This is a genomic window from Bradyrhizobium sp. Rc3b (assembly GCF_900114915.1).
Lineage (GTDB): Bacteria > Pseudomonadota > Alphaproteobacteria > Rhizobiales > Xanthobacteraceae > Bradyrhizobium.
The window spans coordinates 1-25,302 of sequence record NZ_FOUS01000022.1 but is presented as its reverse complement, the minus strand read 5'-3'; the positions used below and the strand labels follow the sequence as shown (position 1 = coordinate 25,302).

The 25,302-nt window shown below is 58.2% G+C and carries 23 protein-coding genes; 12 read left to right on the top strand and 11 right to left on the bottom strand.

Annotation, left to right across the window (positions count from 1 at the left end; genetic code table 11):
- Nucleotides 1–3,326: 3,326 nt before the first annotated feature.
- From BM190_RS35665 to BM190_RS35655, 3 genes are read left to right on the top strand one after another with little or no spacing between them, the layout of a single operon-like run.
- Entirely contained in the window at nt 3,327–4,016 is a 690-nt protein-coding gene (locus BM190_RS35665; protein ID WP_092262197.1) for a response regulator, read from the top strand.
- A 27-nt stretch (nt 4,017–4,043) separates the two neighbouring features.
- A complete protein-coding gene (locus tag BM190_RS35660; RefSeq protein WP_092262196.1) occupies nt 4,044–5,492 on the top strand; it encodes a type II and III secretion system protein family protein in 1,449 nt (482 codons plus the stop codon).
- A gap of 10 nt (nt 5,493–5,502) precedes the next feature.
- Complete coding sequence (locus BM190_RS35655; RefSeq protein ID WP_092262195.1) at nt 5,503–6,135, top strand: CpaD family pilus assembly lipoprotein; 633 nt, start codon at nt 5,503–5,505, stop codon at nt 6,133–6,135.
- Nucleotides 6,136–6,333: 198 nt separating this feature from the next.
- On the opposite strand, the gene BM190_RS35650 is transcribed toward BM190_RS35655, so the two are convergent.
- The 11 genes from BM190_RS35650 to BM190_RS35600 form a co-directional block, all read right to left on the bottom strand.
- A complete protein-coding gene (locus tag BM190_RS35650; protein WP_092262194.1) occupies nt 6,334–7,371 on the bottom strand; it encodes an EscU/YscU/HrcU family type III secretion system export apparatus switch protein in 1,038 nt (345 codons plus the stop codon).
- Entirely contained in the window at nt 7,368–8,183 is an 816-nt protein-coding gene (sctT, locus tag BM190_RS35645; protein ID WP_092262193.1) for a type III secretion system export apparatus subunit SctT, read from the bottom strand. Before sctT ends, BM190_RS35650 begins: the two co-directional genes overlap by 4 nt.
- Nucleotides 8,184–8,844: 661 nt before the next feature.
- A complete protein-coding gene (locus BM190_RS35640) occupies nt 8,845–9,120 on the bottom strand; it encodes an EscS/YscS/HrcS family type III secretion system export apparatus protein (protein WP_092262192.1) in 276 nt (91 codons plus the stop codon).
- Between the two features lies 1 nt (nt 9,121).
- Nucleotides 9,122–9,787: a type III secretion system export apparatus subunit SctR gene (gene sctR / locus BM190_RS35635; RefSeq protein WP_092262191.1), complete on the bottom strand. Its 666-nt coding sequence runs from the start codon at nt 9,785–9,787 to the stop codon at nt 9,122–9,124.
- Nucleotides 9,780–10,787 (bottom strand): type III secretion system cytoplasmic ring protein SctQ, encoded by a 1,008-nt coding sequence (sctQ, locus tag BM190_RS35630; RefSeq protein WP_177237495.1) that lies wholly within the window; start codon nt 10,785–10,787, stop codon nt 9,780–9,782. The genes sctR and sctQ overlap by 8 nt, the downstream gene beginning before the upstream one ends.
- Nucleotides 10,788–10,891: 104 nt before the next feature.
- Entirely contained in the window at nt 10,892–11,428 is a 537-nt protein-coding gene (locus tag BM190_RS35625) for a hypothetical protein (RefSeq protein WP_092262189.1), read from the bottom strand.
- Entirely contained in the window at nt 11,404–12,699 is a 1,296-nt protein-coding gene (sctN, locus tag BM190_RS35620) for a type III secretion system ATPase SctN (protein WP_092262188.1), read from the bottom strand. The genes BM190_RS35625 and sctN overlap by 25 nt, the downstream gene beginning before the upstream one ends.
- A 34-nt stretch (nt 12,700–12,733) precedes the next feature.
- Complete coding sequence (gene sctL, locus BM190_RS35615; protein ID WP_092262187.1) at nt 12,734–13,378, bottom strand: type III secretion system stator protein SctL; 645 nt, start codon at nt 13,376–13,378, stop codon at nt 12,734–12,736.
- Entirely contained in the window at nt 13,375–13,995 is a 621-nt protein-coding gene (locus tag BM190_RS35610; protein WP_092262186.1) for a nodulation protein NolU, read from the bottom strand. The genes sctL and BM190_RS35610 overlap by 4 nt, the downstream gene beginning before the upstream one ends.
- Before the next feature lie 18 nt (nt 13,996–14,013).
- A complete protein-coding gene (sctJ, locus tag BM190_RS35605) occupies nt 14,014–14,853 on the bottom strand; it encodes a type III secretion system inner membrane ring lipoprotein SctJ (protein WP_092262273.1) in 840 nt (279 codons plus the stop codon).
- A 32-nt stretch (nt 14,854–14,885) separates the two neighbouring features.
- Entirely contained in the window at nt 14,886–15,407 is a 522-nt protein-coding gene (locus tag BM190_RS35600; protein WP_092262185.1) for a nodulation protein NolB, read from the bottom strand.
- Nucleotides 15,408–15,597: 190 nt separating this feature from the next.
- Between BM190_RS35600 and BM190_RS35595 the strand changes: the two genes are divergently transcribed.
- The 9 genes from BM190_RS35595 (at nt 15,598) to BM190_RS35555 (ending at nt 25,002) form a co-directional block, all read left to right on the top strand.
- The gene (locus tag BM190_RS35595; RefSeq protein ID WP_092262184.1) at nt 15,598–16,299 is read left to right on the top strand and encodes a secretin N-terminal domain-containing protein; all 702 of its coding nucleotides are present in this window, start codon (nt 15,598–15,600) and stop codon (nt 16,297–16,299) included.
- 652 nt (nt 16,300–16,951) lie between these two features.
- Entirely contained in the window at nt 16,952–18,751 is a 1,800-nt protein-coding gene (locus tag BM190_RS35590) for an HrpF/NolX family T3SS translocon protein (protein WP_502687018.1), read from the top strand.
- Between the two features lie 767 nt (nt 18,752–19,518).
- Entirely contained in the window at nt 19,519–19,788 is a 270-nt protein-coding gene (locus BM190_RS35585; RefSeq protein WP_092262182.1) for a hypothetical protein, read from the top strand.
- Nucleotides 19,789–20,011: 223 nt separating this feature from the next.
- The gene (locus tag BM190_RS35580) at nt 20,012–20,245 is read left to right on the top strand and encodes a nodulation protein NopA (protein ID WP_092262181.1); all 234 of its coding nucleotides are present in this window, start codon (nt 20,012–20,014) and stop codon (nt 20,243–20,245) included.
- 114 nt (nt 20,246–20,359) lie between these two features.
- Nucleotides 20,360–21,250: a SctD/MshK family protein gene (locus BM190_RS35575; RefSeq protein ID WP_092262180.1), complete on the top strand. Its 891-nt coding sequence runs from the start codon at nt 20,360–20,362 to the stop codon at nt 21,248–21,250.
- Between the two features lie 33 nt (nt 21,251–21,283).
- Complete coding sequence (locus BM190_RS35570; protein ID WP_092262179.1) at nt 21,284–21,823, top strand: hypothetical protein; 540 nt, start codon at nt 21,284–21,286, stop codon at nt 21,821–21,823.
- Nucleotides 21,824–21,825: 2 nt separating this feature from the next.
- Entirely contained in the window at nt 21,826–22,254 is a 429-nt protein-coding gene (gene sctY, locus BM190_RS35565) for a type III secretion apparatus assembly chaperone SctY (protein WP_092262178.1), read from the top strand.
- An 8-nt stretch (nt 22,255–22,262) separates the two neighbouring features.
- Nucleotides 22,263–24,380 (top strand): type III secretion system export apparatus subunit SctV, encoded by a 2,118-nt coding sequence (sctV, locus tag BM190_RS35560; protein ID WP_092262177.1) that lies wholly within the window; start codon nt 22,263–22,265, stop codon nt 24,378–24,380.
- A 106-nt stretch (nt 24,381–24,486) separates the two neighbouring features.
- Nucleotides 24,487–25,002, top strand: a complete 516-nt coding sequence (locus BM190_RS35555) for a tetratricopeptide repeat protein (protein ID WP_092262176.1) — start codon at nt 24,487–24,489, stop codon at nt 25,000–25,002.
- Nucleotides 25,003–25,302: the final 300 nt, after the last annotated feature.

Sequence of the window (25,302 nt, the reverse complement as noted above, 5' to 3'; positions counted from 1 at the left end):
CCACGCATCAATCGCGTCGCGCCTGCAACAAAAACATCCTGTCGCAACCAAGCGCAAGTAGGTGTGACGGCTATTCCGACATCACACCCTCGTATGTCAGGTTTGCGGACGTGGTTTAGCCTCGCGCGACGTCGACTAGAACGATCTGATCGAGCGCCGGCCGCTTGGAAAACACAAAGCGGCAACCGGTCGCGCTCCTCCATTGCAGGCCCAACGACAGAAAGCATGCAATTCTCACATCTGCATAAAGTAGACGATCTACGAAGGAACACTTCGGACAGCCGCATGGGCCAGCTCGTCCATCTTGATAGCTGTGCAAGGACTGTCTGCGCTAGACGACCTGTCCGCAATGAGGTGGTGGAGCGAACCTGACGGCGCGCTGCAGCGCGCGCACAGCGTCGACTGGCAACCGGACGAGCTTAGCGCCCAGACCGGCACACCAGTAAGAAACCTTTGAGCAGCAGCTGAATGACTTGGATCTAGACGACTTAGATTCGGTCTACCCGATCTCGGCTTCAGTCTCGTTAGCGGCAAATTCCGCAACTGCCACGTCCTCGTCTGCGCCAAACGAGGTGGCCCCGGAAACCAGTCGCATCCAGCCTCATCATTTGTCAGCGCGTGCGCTCAGCTTGCCGCAACACTGACAGGCGCCGCTCTTGAAGCGCTTCGGAACGAGATCGACCTTGCCGAACAGCAAGCAGCACATTGGTCATCGGCGACCGCAGCTCCCGTCGATCGGGACCGCCTATTCGACAAGGTGGTGGGGTCGTCATATGTCACACTGCGGCTTTTTCAGAATCAGGACAACGATTGCAAGCCGCGCATGGAAGAAAATACGAGCGCGATATCGCATGTCCACAACACGGCTCGGGATCATTCTTTCCTTGGAGATCCTCTGGAGCAATATCCTATGAACCGAATGCGCCAAGCTGGCTGGCATATGCGCGGCAAGACAACAGCATCACCCTTCGTATCGTTGGTCGAGGATCCGGCAAAACTCGCCGTTTCTCGCGCCTTGGGCGAGAGCGATCGCCAACAATGCGGACGCGCTGCACACCCCTACCGAAGCCAACTGTCTGGACCCCGACAACGTGCTGAGTAGCCTTGGGCTTGGAATGAATGCCGAAGATCAGGACAAAATCGATGGGGACGTCGATTCGATGTGCTCACTGGGCAGAACGCCAACCCGAGAAACCGAGCGCCTGTTCCTGGGCGGCAATTTGGAAAGCTACCGGACCCCTACCGAAGCAACTCCCTACAAGCGCGAGAGTAATGACTAGATGGTCTGTCGACCGCGCCATTTGACAGGTTCGTGGCGTTCAAGCACCAAAACACCCCCCAAGGAAGAATTGGAAAACGGCGCACCAGCTCCGCCTGACGCATAACAGCTTGAGCATATTAGCCGCTTCGATGGCCCGATCAATTCGCCGATCGAGCGTTACAGCGGTTGAGGGCTACGACGGAAGATGCATCCCCCGACGGTGAGGAGGACGCCGGACCATCCTCTCTCTCCCCTGCCCGCTCGTTAAAGCACTCTAGCATCTCGGATGCGTTGTGACATCGCCGGGCGTCAATTTGTTAGCCGCCCCCACGGTTGCCGGCGGCTTTGGTAAGGTAAGCCGCTGAACGCTCCCCGCCTTAGCTAGCTCGGCCTGACATTAACCGCGCGGTCAACCAACGGGTCTTTTGGCAGCAATCGTATCAGGTATTCACTCATCCGCAGCAAGCGGCCTTGTTGCAGTACGGCCGATCCGCCACCTGGATGCGTTCCATCAAAACAATCGATTTTGCCGAGCACGCCTAAAAGCCCCATAGTCGAACGCAATGTATGGAGGCCGCATTCAAGATGACGTCTGCCAGTCGATTTTCTCCTCGCTCCCTTGCTGAACAACTTGGCTCGCGCGATCGGCCGTCTGCATCTCGGACCTTAGCTCCTATCGAGACTTGGACGCATCCCGCGCCTTGCCACGGTCTTCCCGCCAAATCGCCCCGTATGAGGCGGATCGAATCGCTCGATCGTGGAGTCACGGCTTACCCAAAGCTTGGTAAGAACTATTGCAAAGGGTTTCTGCCGCCACGTTCAATTGGACGGACAAATGCTCACGACGTTGCACAGAGCGAGATTGTAGCAGTGCCCTCAAACTCGGCATCGTTGGTGAGGCAACGGCGACACAGTTCGGCCACGCCGTCGACCTGCGCGTGGCGGTCAGGGAGCCTTTAAAGGCACTTGAATCGCACCCAGCGTCAGATTGTAGGATTTCCGACAGGCTCGCGACAGAATCCGCTCGCGTGAACACTTCCTGACAGGTAGCAACAATTGCGAACGTCTCAAAACCTCAATGCTCGACCGATCCTCGTCGCACTACTCGACTGCTCCCCTTCAGAGTTTGCGTCGTTTATCTGCTCTGTAAGCGCAGGACGCAGCGCCGTACTCGTAGCCAGACCAGGATCCAGCGCACGAGAACAACGCGGACAATCGCTATTTCGCCTGTGCCGGCCACAGGCCGAGTCCAAGCTGGAGATTAGATCATTCTTGCGCCGTTCACCCTGTCGGACGAAAGGGAGGCGGCGTAACCACCTTAGACAATGCGCGACAGCAACGCCGGACTCTATTTATCGTTCGTTGGCAGCATTCGCTCGACTGCGGCGGGGAACGTCTCCGGAGCGACCGAACTTCCGGACAGTTGACGTTTTGCTCGGCTATCACCGGCTATCGAGAAGATGTCTATCCCGCCGATGGGCGTGTTTCGTCGCGCATCTCGGCTTCTTCCAGCCATTGGTCGATGCATAGCGCGTGAAGTGTCTTCAAACGCGGAAAACTTGAGTTGTCGTGACTTGGCGACAGTACGGCTCAATAGCCTTGCAGGACTGACCGCGGTCAAGGCAAACTTGGGGAGTTTCCAATGTCGGTTTCGGAAGTCTGTTCGGCGGCAAGTACAGCCGCTCTCGCCTGCGCTTTCGTTTCGTTCGGGCGGTTTGGCACGATCGCTACTGCAGGCGCTCGTGTAGCGCATGCAGGCACGGCTATGCTCGGCCTACAGATGCATCAGCGCGCGGCCAGGACTCTCAGCTTCGTGAGAGGTTGCAGAGCTCTTGCCGGCGTAAGGGAGATTTTGAGCCGCGTCCCCCCGCGCAGGCGATCCGCCGCAGGCCGCCACCTATCCGATGACGATGGACGCGCAGACATGGGTCGCCTGCCAACAAAGTCTTGCGTGTCGTTTACAGCTTTTCGAATTCACGCCAAAGCGGCAGCCTCTGGGTCGCGCCGAATCTCATGGTCTGCGTGGCACGCTCAAGTCCTGCCGAGGATGGACGAGAGGCAATGAATGCGAATTCTCCTGGTTGATCATCATGCGGACTTTGCCCGCAACGTGAAGGAAGCGCTCTTAAAATGTGGCTTCGCCCTCGACGTGACACGCACGCTGGATGAGGCGGCGGTCGCGCTCGATTGCGCGAACTACCACATGGTCCTGCTCGAATCGGCTTTGCCCGATGGAGATGGATTGGACTGGCTGAAGCAGTTGCGGCGCGAGGGACGATCAATGCCGGCTATGATGATGAGCAGTCTCAATGATCTTAGCCGGCGGATTGCGATCTTCAATGCGGGCGCGGATGATTTTTTGCCCAAGCCCGTGTCTATCGACGAACTGATTGCCCGCATGCGAGCTATTTTGCGACGGTCAACGCAAATGATGGCGCCCGTTGTGACATTCGGGAATCTGCATTTCGATCCGATCGCGAGACAGGTCTCGATCGGTGGTCGAATCCTGAGAATTGCGCGCCGGGAAGTGTGCATTCTTGAACATCTGCTCAACCGCGCGGGCCGTACCGTGCCGCGCGCATCCCTCGAAGATAGCTTGTATGCGTTTGACGATGAGGTCTCGACCAATGCGCTGGAAGTCGGGATTTATCGCTTACGCTCGCACTTGAGCCAAGCGGGTGCAACGCTGAGGATCAAGACGGCGCGCGGTGTCGGTTACACCCTGGAACTCATCGCCGTAGCATCGGCTGCCTAGCCGATCGAACTTGAAAGCAGCACTCCCTTGAAAGTGGTTAACAATGACGCCGGCGAGCCGCCGATGGTCGCCAGCGGCTCGCACTATGCCGCTTTTCCCCGCCCCTGCTATGTCCTGTGCGCACTCGCTCTGCTATTTCCGCTTGCTGTCACAGCTCAGACAAAGCGGGATGGCAGAGGGGAACCGCCACGTGCGGCGCCTGGCAGCACCACGGGCACGATCAACCTTACCTCCTCACAGGGCAAGACAGTCCATCTGACCGGACCGGCTGCGAGCATTTTTATAGCCGACCCGGCGATTGCGGATTATCAGGCGCCATCGAATACCACGATTTTCGTGTTTGGCAAAAAGGCCGGACGGACGAGCCTGTTTGCCCTGAACGACAACGGAGAGGCTCTCGCCGAGCTGCGTGTTATCGTCACTCAACCGATCGAGGATCTGCGGGCCGCGCTTAAGGCCGAGGTCGGGGACTATCCAATTCAGGTCAGCTATACCCCGCGCGGCGCGATCCTTAGCGGTACTGCGCCTAATGCCGATGTCGTCGAGACCGCCAGGAAGGTCACCGAGCAGTTTCTTGGCGCGGGAGCGCTGGTTGTCAACAAGATCCAGGTGGCCGGCTCATTGCAGGTGAATCTCAGCGTACGGGTGGCAGAAGTCTCCCGCAGCGCCGTCAAGGAGCTCAACATCAACTTCACGGCCTCGAGCCCAAACGGCGCTTTCCTTGTGACCGGCAAAGGTGGCGGGTCCGGCGCGGCCGGCGGCGGCGGCACGATCGGGATTGGGTTTAACGCCGGCAATACCAACCTGAGCGCTGTTCTCGACGCTCTCGCGAGCGAGCACCTCGCCTCAATCCTGGCTGAGCCGAATCTAACGGCCATGTCCGGCGAATCCGCAAGCTTCCTCGCCGGCGGCGAATTCCCCATTCCGGTGATGCAGGACAACCGGCAGGTTTCCGTCCAATTTCGCCAGTTCGGCGTGAGCCTCGAGTTCGTTCCGACGGTTCTCAACAATAATCAGATCAATGTCCGTGTGAAGCCCGAAGTCAGCGAATTGTCGAGCGAAGGCGAAGTCAAAATCAATGGCATGGCGGTCCCTGCCCTTTCGACTCGGCGGGCGAGCACCGTGGTCGAGCTCGCCAGCGGTCAGAGCTTTGCAATCGGCGGCCTCATCAGGCGCAACTTCAACACTGATATCGGCGAGTTTCCCTGGCTCGGCGATGTGCCGATCCTGGGCGCGCTTTTTCGCTCGTCATCGTTTCAAAAACGTGAAACCGAGCTGGTCATTATTGTCACGCCCTACATCGTGCGGCCGGGACCGAATCCGAACCGGCTGAGCGCGCCGAGCGACCGCATCTCACCGCCCTCAGACGCAGGGCGGATTTTGACGAACACGGTGGCCCGGCCGCCGCGAGAGCGCGATGCGCCTCGCGCCAGCGTACCAGGAATGACCGGCAGCGCCGGCTTTATTATCGAATGAGGATCGCCAAATGACTTTGCGAGATTTGTGCTACCCGATCGTAATTGGAGCAACATTGGGGGGCTGCGCAAATACTGCCTCGATCCAGCCCGCGCCGGCTGACCAAGAGATCCAGGTCGAGCAGAAGAGTAGCGTACTGCTCCTGCAGAGCCTTCGTGGTCCCGAACGGCGTCGGCTGCGAAGCTTTATTGCAGCGACCAGTCGCGGCCGGCGGGATGCCCTCCATATGCGTGTCATCGGCCCACCCAGACTCATTGCACAGGTGGCCCACGAGGCTCGTGCCATGGGTGTTGCCACCTACAACATCCGTCTGTCTGCTTCTCGTGTGGATTTGCGGGCTCGTTCCGGGGTGAGGATTGAAGCAATCACTTTCGAAGCCCATCCTCCGGTCTGCCCCTCCCTCTCCATCGTCGGTCCTACAGTGAACGACAATTCCTTCAATCCCACCCTTGGCTGCTCAGTCCGCAATAACCTTGCGGTCATGGTCAATGAACCTGGCGACTTGTTGGGAAATGGCGCTGTCATGCCGACCAGTGGTGATCGTGCAGTGCGTCCCCTCAGCGCACGTGGGGCCACGTCGGCGGGGAGCAGGAGCAATTTGGAGGATGAAGCGCATAACCGGGTTGCGCCAGAAACCCAATAAGCGGCTCGTAAGACGCGAGCAGCATGACGCCGGTTGGCATTCTTACGCATATCTGTCGCCTTGAAATCGGCCGACGAGCCTCGTGGACTCCAATCGTTGCTCGGCTCTTTTCTTGGGATCGTGCAGCTTGCAGATCAGGTCCTGAGAGAGTTGGGTCGTTGACCAGAGATTTGAGCGGATCGCGGTTTTGCGCGATGACTAAACCAGGCCGGCGGCAAAGACTGCCTTTGCGGCTCTCTCGAAACACTCCATCGGAACGGCCTTGCCCATCGCACCTTTTCGGATCAGCTGGCGCGCCAAGACATGATCCTCGACAATGCTTAGACCTTGGGCGCGCGCCAGTGCCAGTAACTGTGAAGCCGTTTCGCCCTCACCGCGGCACACCAGTACCGGGACGCCGGTCTCGCCCCGAACGTAGCGCAGCCCAATCAATGTCGCTCGCCCCGTCAGTATCACTGTCGCCCGATGGATGCCGAGCGGAGACTCGTTCGCCGACTCCCGACGGAGCCTGCGGTGTTCACCCTTGATCTGCGGATTACCATCCTGTTCCTTGGACTCGCGCTTGGCTTCGCTCTGCGTCATGCGCATGTCGCGCAAGAACAACCAACGCTGAATGAGCAGATCGGCCAAGCCGGCAATCAGAAGAGCGCCGGCAGCAATCGCGATCAGCACTTTGAGCTCTTTAAAGACAAGACCAAAGCAGCTCAAATCGCAAACGGGCAAGTACACCAGTGCCCTCCAACTTGCGAGCACAGTGAAAACGAACGTAGCGCCAAGAACCACAACCTTGACCATAGACTTTCCAAGCTCCACGGCGGACCGGTGGGAGACAATCCGCTTCAGACCTTTGACGGGGTCCAATTTCTCAAGGCTGGGTTTGAGTGGCTCAACCGAAATCGTCAGCCCGCCGCCGGCCAAGACACCGGCCAGAATCGCGGCAACCACCGCCGCACCTAGGATGGGAGCTGCGGACCTTATAGAAAGGTCCATCAATCCGACCAACGCCTGTCGGGCCGCACTGTTGAAGGGCTGTTCCTGCAGCTTGTCGATGAGCCACACGGCTTCGCGCCATCCGTCTTCGATCGGACCCGCCCTGAAGCACAGGCAGCCGAAACCAGCGCAGAGGCTTGCCGCAGTCACAAAGTCGGCGCTGCGCGGGCTCTGCCCTTTCTTACGCGCGTCTCTCAGCTTCTTGTGACTTGGTGGAAGGTTTTTCTCTTCGCTCGTGTCGTTCATTTCAAGAACTTCTCGAGCCAGTCCAGCGCACCGTTGAACTGAATGATCTCTGCTCCCATATATTCGATCAGGAAGACGGCGTAGCTGACCATAATGATGCCAAAGGCGGCATTCTTGATGGTCGGAGAGAGATCGTTCAGCTTCATTTGCGGCGCAAAGCGCCCGAGCAGCATGAGGGATACGTCGATCAGAAGCAGCAGAGCCAGCACCGGCCCCGCGACCACGAGGGTCGTATGCATGATATGGTCGAGAAGTCCGATAAACTCCATTGCCCCTTGGTGGGTCAGGGGCGGTAGCGGCTGATACACGGGCCAGATCAGATAACTTCCATAGAGGCATCTGACCATGGTCTGCAGACCTCCTGATACAACGAAGATCGTAACCGCGGTAGTCCCGAGAAAGAGCCCCATCGGAGCGGTTTGACTGCGTGTGGCAGGATCGTCCACCTGGCTGGAGATGCCGCGCTGGGTATCAATGATGTCACCAACGGCCTGAATGCTCCAAAGTGGTATACTAAGCAGAAAACCGAACAGCAGGCCGATAAATATCTCCTTCAAACCGAGGAGCGAGACGGCAATCATACGGGTGCCCGGATCTAGTGTCTGCAAGCCGTTCCTGATCTGCATCAAGCAAGGCGCTCCAATCACAACCGTCGCGCTCGCGCGGATCATCCCGCTAATATGCGGTCGCGTGAATACCGGAAGAACCAGCATAATGCCGAGCGCCCGGGCCGCGCCAAGTCCGGCGGCCACGACGAACTCGACAGCAGTCTGAATCAGAGTTTGCGTCTCGGTAGGTGACAAGGCATCCATTTGAGCTCAGCTCGTCGTTCCTTCAGCCAATGCACCGTCGCACTCGCGTCGCCATGATGTGAGACGTCAAGAACTCTGCAGATCTCGTGTCCCAGCGGTTGCAGAGCGACAGGCCGCCCAGAGCAGATGCCTTCGGCTTCAACCATCCATATGACTACATCCGGCGCATTCGATGAGAGCGCCGGCGAAACCGCGCCGCTGCGCGGCCTACAAGCCAAGCTTCTTCCGCTCTCACCGGCCGCAGCGCGGTTTGGAGATCTGACGACCTCGAAGCTTCCAACAGTATCGCAGTCTATGGAGATCGGTCTCGAGCGGCACCTTCATTCGCAGGCACATTCACCAGAACGACAGAATCGAGGGGCCGCTTGCAATCAAGGCGATTCGCTCGTCCCTGCGTCGACAACTCGCCAGGAAATGCATCGAGGACCAGGTCTCAGCAGGTAATTCCATCACGTGAGCAAACCCAAATCGAATGGATAGAAATGGGTCATTCTTCCTCCGGCAGGCTCACGGAGCCGAACAGGACAGTTCGAATATCTATCCGTCTCATGCTAGTGAGGCGAGCTTTCGACAAGCTGACGAACTCGCCTTTTGTCGTTCACAATGAAGGCCGACAAACGAGCGCTATAGCTAAAACCTAGACAGCCTTGCGTTTCGCGCCCTAATACCTCGCTGTGAGCGCGGGGAACTCAGTGAAGATATGCTGGGCCTGCTCGATCAGCGGCGCGCTCAGTACCGGACCAAACAGAACGAGAACGGCGACGACGACGAGGAGCTTCACCGTAAGCGGCAAGGTTTGATCCTGAAGCTGGGTTGCTGCCTGCACGATGCCGATACCCAATCCGGCCACGAGGGCTGCCAGGAGCGGCGGTAGAACCCAGATCATGAACAGGACCAGTGATCGGGTCAGGTGGGTGAGGATGCTGGCCTCGTCCATCTCAATTCCCCGGAGACGCGTAGCTTAAGACCAATCCGTGCATGAGCCGCGACCAGCCGTCGATTGTGACGAACAGAAAAAGCTTGAAAGGAACGGATATCATTGTTGGTGACACCATTGACATGCCCATGGCCATCAGAATTGTCGTCACAATCAGGTCAATGGTGATGAACGGAAGATAGAGAAGGAAACCGATTTCAAACGCACGCTTAAGCTCCGAAATCAAAAAGGACGGCACGAGGATCGCAAAATCATCAGCTGTTGCGTTGCCGCGCATCTCCTGTGACCAGATATGTTCCGTCGACGACAGGAAGAACGTGCGCTGCTCCTCAGTGGTGAACTTTTTGAGATGGGCCCGCAGCGGCTCGCTGCCCTCCTTGGCGGCGGTCAACCAGTCGTCGGCGGTTTGGTAACGAAGTTGCACATTGGTCACGCGGTTGTATGTTTGCTCAAATACCGGGGCGTCTATGAACACGGTAAGGATCAATGCAGCGCCATACAGAACGATATTCGGGGGTATGGACTGAGTGCCGAGCGCGTTGCGGATCAGGAAGAGAACCACGGAAACCTTGATGAACGCCGTCGTCGTGACGACTGCGAACGTCAACAGGCCAAGACCGACGGTCGCCGCAACAAGCGCAAGGATGCTCGGTTGAATGTCAACCATTGACCGCCAACCTGCTGCGTAACCGGATGCCCAACGCTTCACCGACACGTACGATGTCGCCACGGCCGATCAATTGACCGTTGGCGACAATGTCGACCGGACCGTCCAGCTGCCGGCCAAGCTCGAACACGTGCCCCTCGTTGATGCTTCTCAACCTACCCAGCGGGATGGGCCAGCGGCCGCATTCGAACACAAGCGTGATCTCAACACTGTCGATGTCGGCTTCCGAGGGCGGGATTGCTTGCTCCGTATGAGGCTGTATCGTCATATTTGCATACCTTAGAGGATGGGATTGCAGTCGGAATGGTCCCCGAAGGATAAGTCTGTCGCCCGCGACCTGCGCCGGCGCCCACAACTTGTCCGCAGCGAGAATGAGCTGGCCATGGGCAAAGGGAATGACGTCGGGCAGCAGTGCGTCGCCGGGCTGTGCTTGACGAAGAAGCTTGATCGGCGCGCGCAGCGAGCCGATCTCTCTCGCAATTACGACCGGCAATTCCGAAGAAACCTTGCCTAAATCTCGCGGTAATTGGCCGATCAACTCGCCTAAGACACGAAACGCAGACGGAACCAGACCGTCAAGAGGCGCGAACAAGAACAGGCGAGCCTTGGCCGCCAGCGGCCCGACAGTAACGTCGAGCTCCAAATAGGGGTCTTTGGCCGTTGCGTCTTCGACGCGGATCAGTTGCAAATTCCGCGCGAGCACGATCTCTAAGGGAGCGAGCCAAGGTTCCAGGGCAAGTTCGAGAAGAAGCGAGCGGGTTGGGTCGGAAGGTAAAGTAAGGCCATACTGAAGCGTTGAAATCAGTGCCTCGACGAGAGGGCGGGGCAAGGACAAGACAGCGGTCTCACCTTCGGCGCAAAATACGCAGTCGAGCATCGACATGGCATGTGGCTCGGCGTGCCAAACAAGCCGGCTCATACGGATCGATAGCGGCTTATCGCCAATGCGGCTCTGCAGAACCGTGCGCGGTGCGGCGATCTCGTTGAGCCACAAGACCACTTCATGCGACAGCTTTGTCGCTGGCTGAAATAGTGGGGGTTTACCACGGCATTTACCGACAGTTTCCGCGGGCGCCGCTCGCGATGTGATAAGAGAACCAGCCATTAGTTCCAGCCACCGACCGCCTGGTTGCGCGATCCACCCTGATATCGGAGCAAAGCCCCATCATCGGCATCGATTTCGGCTGCAAACTCTGAACGGACAGCGGTAGTGCGCTGGACATCGCCCTCAATCTCCTGCCATTTCTGGCTTGCCGCCGAACGCTTGGCCCATATGGTCCGCGCCTCATTCACTGCCTGCCGGGCCTGCTCATGCGCGATGCGCGCCTGCTCACCCGCATCGCGTGCCGATTCGATCTCTGCTGCCAGCCGCCCGAGGACGAGTTGACAGCGACGATCGAGCTCGCTCGCGGACATCGTCTCTCGAGACGCCAGCTCCTGATAAAGTTCAGCTTCGACCTTGGCGCGACGATTCTCCGCGCCCTTAAGATTCTCAGACGCTCGCTGCAGCGCATCGACCGCAATTTGGCGCCTGGCTTCCATGTTCGACAATTCGCGAAGCGCGCTTCGCTCTCTGATGTCTTTCACCAGTCGCAATTTCGCCGCTTGCTCGAGATTCAGGCCGTCAGACGCGACATCCATGAAATGGTCTCCTCAAAGCTAGACGGCTCGTCCTGTCCCTGGCGCAAGAACGCGCGCAGTTCCTCGATTGAATCGATTGCCCGATCAGTCAGTGGATCGCTGCCCGGCTTGTATTCACCGACCTTGATCAAGAACTCAGCCTCATTGTAGCGCGAGAGCAGATCGCGAAAGACGGATGCCGCCTTGCGATGTGGACCAGAGGTGACTGCATCCATGACACGACTTCGGCTCGACAGCACGTCGATGGCTGGAAAATGCTCTCGCGAGGCCAGCGCGCGCGAAAGAATGATATGACCATCGAGAATGCCGCGCGACTCTTCGGCGATCGGATCGCCCGTGCCGTCACCTTCGACAAGCACGGTATAGAATGCCGTGATCGAGCCCCGCTCGGCCATACCGGCTCGCTCCAACAGACCAGGCAGCAGCGCAAAGACGGAAGGAGGAAAGCCGCGCCGGGTGGGAGGTTCTCCTGCGGCAAGGCCGATTTCGCGCATCGCACGGCTAAAGCGCGTTAGCGAATCCATCATTAGAACGACCTGCAGCCCTTGATCACGAAAATACTCGGCGAGTGCGGTCGCCATATGAGCGCATTGCGCCCGCTCCATTGCCGATCGATCGGATGTTTCAACGACAACGATGGTGCGAGCGAGGGCATCTCCAATATGACGTTCGATGAATTCACGCACCTCGCGTCCGCGCTCTCCTATGAGCGCAACGACGGTGACATCGGCGGCCGCGCCTTTTACAATTTGCGACATCAGCGTCGACTTACCGCAACCGGCATCTCCATAGATACCGATCCGCTGACCTTCGCCACAGGTCAAAAGTCCATCCAGCACGCGAACGCCGAGCGGAAACGGCTGCTCGATGCCACGCCGCCTCATCGGGTTGGGCGCCTTGCCGCGGAGCGGATAAGTGTGGACCGTCCTTATCGGCCCCTTGCCATCGAGCGGACGGCCGAAGCTATCGATCACGCGGCCGAGCAGGTCGGGCCCGACTGACACTTCCTGCATGCGTCCGGTCGGGATCACTTCCGCGCGGTGGGACAAGCCTACCGTATCGCCAATGGGCGTCAGCAACACCCCGTCCGGCAGCAAACCGATGACTTCCGCCTCAAGTGACCATCCGGAAGCGTGATCCTGCAAAAGGCAAAGTTCTCCGACACGAGCCCCTGGCAACACGGCTTGGAGCAAGGTGCCGATCGCACGCGTGATGCGTCCCCGCACGGCACGTGTATCGACGTCCTTTGCTGCGATTCTTAAAGATGCCATCGCCGCATGCACGTCTCCTTCTCCGGCCGTTTGATCATTGCCCGATCGTTGCGTCGTCACGATAGGTTTCCTGAGAAGATGGATTAAGGCCGAGACGCAATGTGCGAAGCTGCGCGGCAAGCCCTAAATCGACACTGCCGAACTCGCTCCACAGAACGCACTGGTCCGGCGCTACGGCCGGGTCCGGATCAATTCTGACTTTCGGCCGACCATCCGTTCCATCGAACGCCAGAAATTCTTGTCTTAATGCATCAGCGTTCACTGGAGACACGTGAAGGCATACTTCTGCGCTGCCATATCTTTGCTCGACGGCGTGACGAACGGTCCTTACCAACATCTCACCCGGATCAAAGGAGCCCAATAAATCGCTCAATATCTCAATGACGAGCTGTGGCAACTCCTGTTGCAGAACGGCTTTTCGCCGGGCCACATCGGAAGCAACTTGGGCGATCAGCTGTGCCATTTCGTCCGAGCCTGACCTAAGACCCTCGCAGTGCCCGCGCTCCCGCTCCTGATGATAGGCTTTCCTTGCCCAACTGCGAACCTGCCGCAGGTATCGCTCGGCTAGCGCGCGCGTCTGCACCGCATCGTACCAGATACCAAGTTCCGCGGCTGGTATGAGCGGACCAAGCGGCCGTACCCGCGGGCTATCTGGCAAGGCTGTTTCATTGTCCGTCATGCCGCAGGCTCCTCCGTGGCCAAGTGGGCCACTACCAAAGACAGTAACGGACCCGCTGAGTTGTAATGTTCGGCTGCTGGGGATTCGGCGGAGGTCCCCAGAGGTAGGCGGAAAAGAACGCGCACACGGTCAAGCTCTGACGCGTCCTTGAGCCAAGCGCCAAGGCAGGCACATCCGTCATGTTCAATCTGGCTCGCCAGCTTCTGCGGAGCGTCAATCGATGTGGTTGCGACGGCGCTGGATGAGTGTCGGATTGCGAAAGCATGTGCTTCCGCACCAATATTTTCAATCAGAATCGCCACATCATCCCTTGACACAAGCTTCAGCACGGAACGGGCATGCCAGATACTGCCAGCGAGCAGCGCTGCCCGACGCGGATCATGCCCGAGCAGAACGTCCCTATCCCAGTCGATTCCGTTCGAGACCAGCTCACTGCCTAGCAGAAATTCGACCAGTCTTTGCTGAAGTCTCGGAGCCTTCTGCAACTGCAGCACTGTGGCGGCCGACACGAGCCCATCAAGATGGCCGGCAAATCGGCTGGGATGGATCAAAGCGGCAAGCTCGCGCAGGCGATCGGAATGCGGGTTGAGTGAATAATTTGGGTCAGTGGACGCCATCGATACGGACCTGCTGCACTATTTCGGATCGGAGGAGAGCTTTTTGCCGGCGGACTGGACCGCTGGCTTGCCGGCATCTCTGCCGAGACTTGTCACCTTGCGCCAGGATTGACGAAGCTGTCGCCCACGTGTGCTCAGCAGCACGTAACATAGAATGGCCAACGCGGCGAGCGCACCTCCTGCACCGATCGCAATGTGGGTTGCGATGAACTTGGTTGGTTCGGCGGAAGCTGCCGCGGGCAAAACGGAGACCTGATGCTGAGCCCGCTCAACCGGCACGAACACGACCGCCACCTTGTCGTATGATAAACCTTCGATGCTGTTGGCGACGAGCATTTTGATCTGCGGCAGCAAGGCTGAGAGCTTCGCGTTCGAGGCGTGTCGAATGAACACCGACGCCGAGGAGGGGGTTGCATCCTGTCGCAAAAGATCATTCTTCGGCAGAACGACATGAACACGGGCGGAGAGAACCCCATCGATATCGCTGATGGTGCGCGACAGTTCTTCACTGAGAGCATAGACGTAGCGGGCTCGCTCCTCAACCGGAGAGGCCACGAGGCCCGCCCCCTTGAACACCTCACCAAGGCTCTTGAAGGGTTGGCGCGGCAAGCCCTGGTCATTCAGCAGCTCGATCGAGTAGACGAGCTGCTTTTCTTCCACCTGAATTGTGCTCGTCCCATCCTTACCAACGACACGGATGGCATCGACGCCCTTGCTCAGGAGCAGCCCGAGCATCTCGTTGGCTTCGCGCTCCTGAACTTTGGTATACAGATCAGCTTTGCAGCCGGCGAGGGTCAGCAAAAGCGGCAGCAGGACGAGAGTATAAAGCCGCTTCCTCGCGGGACAGCCGTTACCGATCTTGTCTTTCGTCAAGACAGCCAACGGCCCGCTCAGCCCGCCGATAGAAGCTTGTTCAGAGATGAACTGACAGCACCTGTTCCCTTGGAGAGGAGCGAAACCTGGATGACGCCGTTGTAGACATCCCGCAGATTCGCCAGCGCCGAGTCGAAATGATCAGCGCCCTCCGGTTTGCCCGCTGGATGTACCTCGAGTTGCTGTACACGCAAGACTGGTTGCGCTGCCGGCCCAAGCTGGAGACTCTTCGTAGGATCAGGCTCGTCGACGATCGACGGCGAAACTGCACCCGTCGGAAATGGTTTGCCGTTGTGGATAGCAGAAATGCTCTGAAGGACGCGATCGCCGAGCGGGCTCGCCGGCGTAACTGCGCGCTGCACTTCCGGCCGCGATGGATCTAGCGCGCGCTCCGTCACAGAAGAGGCAGCACCTTTGTTCGAGGCCGCCTGCGCAAGACTCTCGTCAAACTGGGCGCGTGCCGGCGAACATCCGCTGGAGGCACATTCGACGGAGCTGGCAGACATCGACGTAATGCCAAACAACATGGAGGAAATCATTTCTGTCACGTAGTGAGATGAGCCATCCGTTCACACGAACGGGCCGGCACTTTAGAGAAGCAAGCTGACCAAAAACTGACGAGCATCTGTCATCTAATGATTACGGCCAGATTCCAATTTGGGACGAAGCATCGGCTTTCAAATTTTTGGACGAATTCCGGTGCTTGTTCAGAAGTGTAAAATAGCTGAAATGCTCACTCCATCCACAAGGCTGCACAACTTGAAGAAAGTTCTCTATGCTGGTGTTTTCATTTGCTCGGGCGTCGTCGAGGCGCTCGGCGCTCCCCTGGCGCTGCCATCGACGCCTTATAGTTACACAGTTCTGGATCAGGACCTCGCGGCCGCACTGCAGGAATTCGGCAACAACCTAAACATCAGAGTCAATGTCAGCACCGGGGTGAAGGGGCGGATTCGCGGGCGAATGCCGGATCTCCCACCGCGAGAGTTCCTCGAACGCTTGATCAATCTCTACAATCTTCAATGGTACTACGATGGGCTCGTGCTCTATGTATCCGACGCGCACGAGGCGCAAAGCCGCCTTTTGGTCTTGAGTCCAATCAGCTTTGATGCGTTCAAGGCGGCACTCGATGCGCTCAACATCTTCGACGAGCGTTACATCGTGAGAGCCGTACCGGGAGATGGCCTCGTCTTCGCCTCTGGTCCACCCCGTTTTGTCGCGCTTGTGGAGCAAACACTCAAAGGACTTGCGGCGGAGGCACAGGCACGGCGAAGTCCGAGCGGTGCCGAAAAGCCGCCGCACGAGTCGGTTTTGATGCTATTTCGGGGATCCTCCAGCGTGGTCATTCGCGACGGACGACCGAATGACGCTCCGTCGTCGAAGATTCCACATCAAGACCGCGTGGTCCATACACCCGATGCAGGTGAGAAATGACCTGATGACGACAGATGGCCTAGGAAGAGATGCAATGCGTGTGTTTATGCCCTGTGTGTTTATGCCCTACGCCTGCTCAGATCGAAATGCAAAGAAGCCGCGATCTCATACCGACCTGGGCTGCCCGGACAACCACGTTCACCATCCTGGGTATGCCTCACGCAGCGCAATGGCGAGAAGAAGGTTTTATTCGTCTCAAACCATTTCTAGACCCTGCCCTTTGGCCATTAGGTTCGAGCGAACACTCGCCGAGCGGCTAAGCTTGATGACATGATGAAACGCCAAGCGCAGCTGCGCTTGGATGCGCTCGGACACCGAGGGGAGCGATCGGGCATAACAAGCAAGCCGATTGCGCTCTCGAGAACCCATCAGCGCCTTTTCACACTGTCATTTCGCGTCGCGTTGTGAAAACGTCTGAGCGCCGTCAGCTTTTGGAAAGCTAATCGAACCTACCATACGGCGTGAATATCTAGACGGGCGATGTGCCTATAGATTGTAGCGGAACTGAGCGCTTGGGGGCGCACTGAGCAATCGGAAGCAAGTGGTGGGAGCCATCTAAGCCTATCGTCATTTCTTGCTCGTTGTTCGTCGCGATTCTCGGGCTGCGCCACACGACCGGCTTGTGGTGCGATCTCAAATCAGAGGACATATGATGTCAGTCAACAACCTATCGCTAACTGCCAGCTCGACTTTGTCCGGACTGGCCCCCGGGCCCTCATCGGCGCGGGATCTTTCAAGCTTCGAGGCGATGCTGGCTAGTTTCTCGTTGAAAGACAATGCCGATGACCGTTCCACACCACAGGATCCGGCGGCTGCAGACTCAACCAAGCAGCTGACGGAGGAGCTCACGCAGGAGGTGCGGAACATCCTGCCGCCGGAGATCAAGGCCGCGCTGGACGCATGTCAGCAGGCCCCAGAGCCATCCTCCACCGAGTCCTCCTCCGCTGCGAGCACCCCGAAGATTGCAGAGGCACCCGTACAAAGCTCCAGGATCACGTGGAACAGGGGCACGCTGACTGATGCCGAGCTGCAGACTGTGTCGGTGCTGAACCGACACAAAGACAAATGCCCTCTGGATTGGAAATCTCTCGGAGATTTGGCCAACGATCCCGCCACCCCGCCGGATCTAAAGGCGGCGATCGAGGCCCTGCAACAGGACCCAGAGCTCTTCTATGCGATAGGCTCGCAAGGTGACGGCCGCTGCGGCGGGAAGATCAAAGCGGGTGATCTCTCCGGCTTCTCCGATCACCACCCTCAGGTTGCTGCTTTCCAGGAGCAGCGCGCAAAGAGCTACACGCAAAACTACATCCCATCCGACGGCACCCGGAACGGCGAGCCATCGGTTATGACCCAGACCGATGCATTGCACGAGCTCTATCGCTATTCCGACAACCTGCCTAAGAACCTGAGCCTTGCGGATTTCAAGCGGATCGTCGACGGCGAAGCTAAAACCGGCAAATGTCCGCCACAGCTCCTCGCGGCCGCTCAATACTTCCTCGACCACTCGGATGAATGGAAGCAATTGTACGGTGGCTCGATAGACAAGGTTCACAAAGAGGACTTCCTGCAGGTTGCTTCATCATCGATGAATCTTACGCAAACCGAGCTCGATACGCTCAATGCGATCGGCAAGAACCAAAACGCTTTCTTCGGGAAGGGTGACCTGACCCGGGAAAAGCTGGCGAGCATGGTCGATGATAATAGCCTCGCGCCCGAGGTGCGAAAGGCGGCCTCCCAGCTGCTCTCCGATCCTGTGTTGTTCGGGTTGATGAACAACGCGATTACGGGCTACAAAACCCACCACAAGTTCTTCGACTTCGGCGGCGGGCATACGGTCGATTCCGGCAACATCAGCAACAGCGACTTCAAACAATTCTTCAACAACATGTCGGGTGCGAACCGCACCGTTCACCAGGTGAAGACGCATGCCGCCCGAACGCCTGCTGAGCAAGACGCAGTCGGGGACATGGCGATGGGCGTGACAGACCAGCCCGATATCAAATCCACCAAAAAGAACGGTGGCGCCTTCATGCACGCACTTAATGACGTGCTCAAAGCTGGCTCTAAGGTACTCGACTGGGCCGCGACAGCAGTCGGTGTACTTGGCTTCATTCCAGGCTTGGGTGAATTGGCCGATCTGGCGTCAATGGTGCTCGAAGCCGAGGCGCAAGCAGCAAATCTTCTTCACACTGCGATCAGTGGTGGCAACATAAAGCAAGCGCTGGAAGAAGCCGGGCTGAACCTTGCGGCACAGGCGGTGGGCTGCATCGCCGGACCTGAGGTCAAATTAGCAATGCGAGAAGGCTTGGTGAAGCAGGCAATTCAAGAAGCCGCGACCGCCGGCATCAACCTGCCGGTTTCAGTGGCCCAGTCCTACGCGGAGGATTACCTGAGTAACCTGAAGGCTCGCATCGAGTCCGAGCGCTTGCAAGCTGCAGGCGCTTACGCCTAGGCGGAGCGACGCTACCCTCTCAGGATCACGCTGGAAACGGAGCCTGCGCGGCCTCCGCGCGATCGGGCCTCTCTGCCGAGCGATAGGTCGCGCAAGCTCTACCAGCATCCTTGAGACCGCCCCGGAATCCGACGAACTTTTCGGCCCTTCACTGCGCACAAACTACTTGGCCGCACTCGATCGGCGGAATCCGACCTGAAGCCCAGTCTGCCGCTGTGAGGTTCCATAGATTGCATACGCCGCCTGTCGACAGCGCGATGCATTAACACTACGCGACAGACCGACCGCACCCGCGGAGCCTGCCGATTGCGCACGATCGAGAGCACATCGATTCCGAGCGGTAAGAACCGAGGGGCGCTTTGTCGAGTGGCGGGCTCCTGCTCGGTCTCCGTGAAAGTGGGGCGCGATTGACGGATCTGCCATGAACCCGCCAGCGGCCGGTGGACCGCTCTGGCCCTGACTGAGGCGTCACGCTTGACTTCCGCCTCGCTCCCGACCAGGTCAAGCTCCGTGCCGCTTCGCCACACCGCATGCAAATTGCCGAAAACGCTCGGAGGCGTCGCAAGGAACGTGAGCCCGAGGTTGCAGCACGTCAGTCCCCAACGCCTTTATTAGTAGTGGCTTTGATATTTCGCCTATTGAAAGCTTTCGAAGCGAAGAGCAACGTGCTCACCCGATCAAGCTCCACAAACGATCGTTTGTCTTAATTATCTGATCTCCAGCTTTCGCCGGCAACCTTTCAAATAATCTGCTGGTGACGACGTTTAATGACGATCGACGATCGGCTCATTGCATTTTCCAGGCTCGTCAGCTTGTCGAAAGCTAAGCCTTGCATAGTGGACGGTGGAAACTGCCTCCATTGGCACATCGAATTAAACCAGAGGAGAACCCGATGCGCGTTACGAGCTCTAGCGCCGCTGGGCATGTTGATGCTGACCTCCATGCCGCTGGCGGCAAAAGCGGCGGCAAAAAGGGATCTCACAAGCCTGGCGAGCGCGGTGATTCTGACCGATCGCCTGATGCAAACATTCCCGTAAACGGCGGCGCGTCCACTCCGGGCGGTAACTCGCATGAAGCCGCTATGCAGCAAGCGTTCAACGTCGCTCTAGGAGCCGCTGCTCTCCAACTTGCGAATAGTGCAATGAGCCATTTCGACGATGTCATGGCCGAGACAGAGGAGGATTCCTGACGTCGCATGTTGCGACTTTAGGAAATAGGAGCCGCACGTGGCGGCTAAATTCGAGCACACAGGAGAATAGTATGGCTAACAATGTTGGTGCGTCTCATACCTCGACTGCAGGTGGGGCAGCCGGCACCGCTACTGCTGCAGCCGCTTCCACGGCTGCTGAAGCTGCTGGAGAGGCGGCATTCCAACGGCAAATCGCCGCTCTGACTTTGACCAGCACAAAGGCTGCTGAGAGGGATGTGGAGCTTCGCGTCGTCTCGACCGAGCTTTCGACTGTCAAAAAAGCGGCCGATGAGCGGGTGCAGTAAGGGATGAGTGGGGCGACGTCGCCGCCCCACTTTCCCCGGCTGCTTAGACTGTGAAGTCGCAACGGGCCGTACGGTTCTGCCGTACGGTCCCGTTCGCTGTTCAGGAAACCGACCGTGAATGAACCGAATTGCCCGCAGTTCGAAGTGCTGTCGGGGAGTTATTCCGGGCTGACAAGCAAAGTGAGAGGCGGATCGTGTCTGATTGGCAGCAGTCTCGATGCAGACCTAATCTTCGTCGAACAAGGCCTCGAACCGCACCATCTTCGTGTCATCCCGCATTCCAATTCAATCGAGATCGAGGCCCTTGCAAGGGATGTCAGGATCGAGGGACACGAGACTGTTCTACCGAATGAGCCCATTGTTGTCCCCCTTCCTGTCGTTTTGCGTGCCGGGGCGATGTCCATTCGCTGGACGATCGAAGACTACAAACAAGCTGGCTCTATCGACCGCCGGCGTATATCGCTCGCCGTTCTCGCTTTGATCCTGATCAGCTCTGCCGTTGTTGGCGCAGTCTCAGCCGGTTTTGTGCAGACCGACACCACCATAGCGTCGAGTCCGTCGTCTCCAGCTACCGACATTGAACCCAAGCTGGCGCTCAGCGCTCCTGATGCTCTCGCCACCGAGGCAGCTGCCGAGCGACTGCAAGAGGAAGTTGACGGAGCGGGCCTTGTCGGCATCAAGGTCGGCTCTGGGGCGGGCGTTGTCACCGCCAACGGCACCGTTACGCCCGCCTTGCTCGCCACATGGCGAGACGTTCAGCAGCGGTTTGATCATACTAGCAATGGCGCTTATACGCTCATCAATGCGGTCGCCATCAAAGATGAGAAGACGCCCCCCACAATTGGGGTCCAGGCTGTTTGGCGGGGGAGCCACCCCTATATTGTCATTGCTGGTCAAAAGTACTTCGTCGGCGCGCTCTTGAGCAATGGATGGACCGTCTGCGGGATTGAGGACGGGCGTGTTCTGCTGAGCCGTGATGGCCGGCTTGCCACTCTACCCTATTAGCGTTTTAGGTCGCAGGTAAGGAAGCAAACTGCCATGACTGGGCTGCCCCCGAATCCCGTCGAGCCTGGCACCTCTTTTCAGGAGCCAAACGTTGATCATCATGCATCTGTCAACACGCCGGCTAATTCTCGAGCCAAGTCCATCGAGATTGATCGGACACGTGGTATTGATAACAAGAGCCACACCTCAATTTCTCGTCACAGCGACATGCCGGATCGGTTGGTGGACACCACGATCGAGAGCGCGCTGGAGCTCAGTTCGATTGATGCAGTTTCACGCATCAATCTCGACGAGGCGCCCGCCCGGCCAGATCAAATCGAGCCGGGCTCGGAACTTGCTTGGCTTAATGAGCCCAATCTCGCGCACAGTCTGCTCTCCTTCGTGACGCCGCGCTTACGTCATTCGCATGTTCTGCGTCCAGAGCAACACGGCCTCCTTTTGGAGCGTTTGGCTGATACCCTATCAGCCGCGCCAGAGGATTTGGTGTCACGTGAAGGGGCAGCGCTGCTGCAACTGGAGCTGCAGCGATTGATCCTACTCCGACAGAGTCACAACGGCCTGATCAAAGGCTAGCAATGGCCGGGCCAGACAAAGTGCAACACTTCACATCCACACAGCCTCCAATCGTTTCCGAAACCGGCGTTGTCGAGCTGATCTCCGGGCCGGAGCGAGATTTGCTCTGCGTGCTTTCTTATATTTACCTTGCGTGCGGACAGAGCGCCAAGAGCCTGACTCTGTTGCGGCTGGTTGCTCACGAGCAGTCTCAAGACATCGGCCTGCTCCGCATCCTAGCCTACGCTCTCATCTCGGAGCGTCGCGGTAACGAAGCACTGTCGGTATTGGACAAGCTTGACAAACTGGATGACGAGCCGTCTTCGTGTCTGCCGTTAATGCTGATGCGCAGCCACGCCCTGCGTCACACTGGCCGCATGACCGAAGCGCGAGCCGTCTTCAAACGTTATGTTTTGTTGCGGGGCAGCACAGCTGCAATCGAACAACAATAAGGCTTCTCATGGCCAACCTTCTACGAAATCTCATCACGCGCGCGCCGGCTCACTCGGACTTGATGGTCGCGTTGATGCTTCTTCTGGCGATCGGAATGATGATCCTGCCGATCCCGATCGTCGTGATCGATATGCTGATCGGCTTCAATCTGGGGTTTGCCATATTGCTGTTGATGGTAGCCCTGTATCTCAACACGCCGCTCGACTTTTCGTCCCTGCCGGGCGTCATCCTGATTTCCACCGTCTTTCGTCTCGCTCTTACCGTCGCAACGACGCGACTGATCCTAGCCGAGGGCGATGCCGGCAGCATCATCCATACCTTCGGCGATTTCGTCATATCCGGCAACATCGCCGTAGGCATTGTCATATTCCTGATCGTGACCATGGTGCAGTTCATGGTTCTCGCCAAGGGCGCCGAACGGGTGGCGGAGGTGTCGGCGCGCTTCACGCTCGATGCGCTACCGGGCAAGCAGATGGCCATCGACGCGGAGCTGCGCAACGGCCATATCGATCAGCACGAAGCCCGCAGCCGGCGCGGCGCGCTGGAGCGAGAAAGCCAACTGCACGGCGCGATGGACGGCGCTATGAAATTCGTTAAGGGCGATGCCATAGCCGGACTCATAGTCATCTGCATCAACATGCTGGGTGGCATCACGATCGGATCACTCTCCAAGGGCATGTCCCTCGAGGAGGCGATGCATCAATACACCATCCTGACGATCGGTGATGCGCTCATTTCGCAGATTCCGGCCCTGCTGCTGTCAATTACCGCCGCAACCATTGTCACTCGTGTCAACGGTCCTTCCAAACTCAATCTTGGCGCCGATATCGTCAACCAACTTACGGCCAGCGCACAAGCGCTACGCCTGGCCTCCTGTGTCTTGCTTGTGATGGGGCTCATTCCTGGTTTCCCTTTGCCCCCTTTTGTCATACTGGCCGCGCTCTTCTCCGCCGCCAGCTTTCTCAAGGTTGGCGTGCAAGAGGGCAAGACCGCTCCCAACGCCGGCGTCGGTCCCACCGGTTCGGCTCCCGCTTCCGCGCAGGGTCAGAAGCAAGCAGTGCCCGCGGAGGCACTTCCGATTACGCTGTTGCTTGCGCCGAGCCTGATGCAGGCAATCGACGTACGGGAACTCGAGCAGTGCGTCGCTCGGGCTTCGGCACTGGTTTCAGCTGATCTTGGCATCACAATCCCACGCATTCCCGCCCAAAGCGCAAAGCACCTGGCCCAATCGCAATTCAGGGTGGATGTCGAAGGAGTGCCCGTGGAAGAGGGCGCAATTGACCCGACACAACTCTTACTTAACGACGACGTAGCGAACATTGATTTGAGCGGGATCCCCTTTTGGCAAGACCCAGACACGAATCGGACCTGGATCGAACAAGGCCATGCGCCTGCTCTCAAAGCTGCCGGAATAGGGCACCACCGTCCAAGCGAAATCATCGCCTTGCGCGTCCAGTCGACGTTGACACGCTATGCACAGCGCTTGGTGGGCATTCAGGAAACGCGTCAGTTGCTCGGCCGGATGGAACAGGAATATGCCGATCTGGTGAAAGAGGTGCTGCGCACGACACCGATCCCTCGCATCGCGGATGTCCTACGTCGTTTGCTCGACGAGGGCATCCCGATCCGGAACACCCGTCTGGTTTTGGAGGCGCTTGCGGAATGGAGCGAACGGGAGCAAAATGCCGTACTGCTCACCGAATATGTGCGCTCCGCTCTGAAGCGGCAAATCTGTCATCGCTATGCCAACGCCCATCGTGTTGTGGCGGCCTTTATCGTCGAGCGTGAGACCGAGGATATCGTGCGCAGTGCGGTGCGCGAGACCGCTGTCGGACCCTACCTCGTTTTGGAGGATCGGCAAAGCGAGATGCTGCTTGCACAGTTTCGCAAGATCCATTCGAGCATCGCGCGCAGTCAGAACCAGCCAGTTATCCTGGGCTCGATGGATATTCGGCGCTTCGTCCGCGGCTTTCTCACCCGCAATGGAATAGACCTACCTGTTCTCTCGTATCAGGATCTCGCCTCGGATTTCACCGTCCAGCCGATTGGCTCGGTCAAACTTGCGCCTGGCAAGGACAAGACACCTACAGGCGGGCATCGTGACCTCCTCCCTGCGGTCGGCTGACGAGCAAAGGTGTGGGGTCGTGAGGCCGCGTATGAATTCATGTAAGCTTAATGATCTGCGGCGCTGCCGTAACTTTCGTCGTCATTCGTGCTCGGGCTTTCTCCCCATGCTGGCCATCATGCTGCTCGCGGGTTGCGCTAACTCGCACAAGTCCGGTCTTTCAGAGCAGCCGACGTCTACGGCAGAGCTGGTTGGGGCCAAGGAGGTCGATCCAGCGATGCGCGAGCGCATCTCTCACGCCCTCAGTCGCGATGCTGACGAGAAGGCTTTGCGCGACGCGCTGAAGCAACGACCGGACAATGTCGATGCGGCGATTCCTCTTGCACGAGCCCTGCTGATGCGTGAAAGCCCTGATGAGGCGCTTGAGGTGCTCGACAACATCTTGCTTGCAGCACCGGGCGACCTGCGCGCGTTGAATGCCAAAGGTGTTGTGCTCGATCACGAGGGCCGCCATCACGAGGCGCAAACGCTATACCGCCAAGCTCTGGCAATTGACCCAGAAAATCCGATGTTGAGGAACAATCTCAGGCTGTCGCTCGTCCTTGAAGGGACGACGCAGAACGGCAATCCAGGCCCACCACTGCAAGCGGACGGCCGGCACGCACCGTACCGTCAGAGGTAGGCCGAACAAGAGCGGATCGCAGCCGCTCGGTGCCTCTCTGTCAGCTTACTGAGAGCTAGCCGATTATCAGCCGCCGTGGAGGCTCAAGAGTCAAATTCCCGGCGAAGCGACAGTTCGTACGATCACATGTACAAGCCAGATCGGCAACCCAACCGCACGCATCCGCGGCCGACCCACGAACAATGGCTCTGACAGTCAAACGTTTGTAAGCGGCAAAGAGATCCCATCTGGCGGAGTGGTGAGCGATCGGCTATCGGCTGCGGAGTCTGTGAGCCGATGTGAGCTTCTATGTCTGCACCT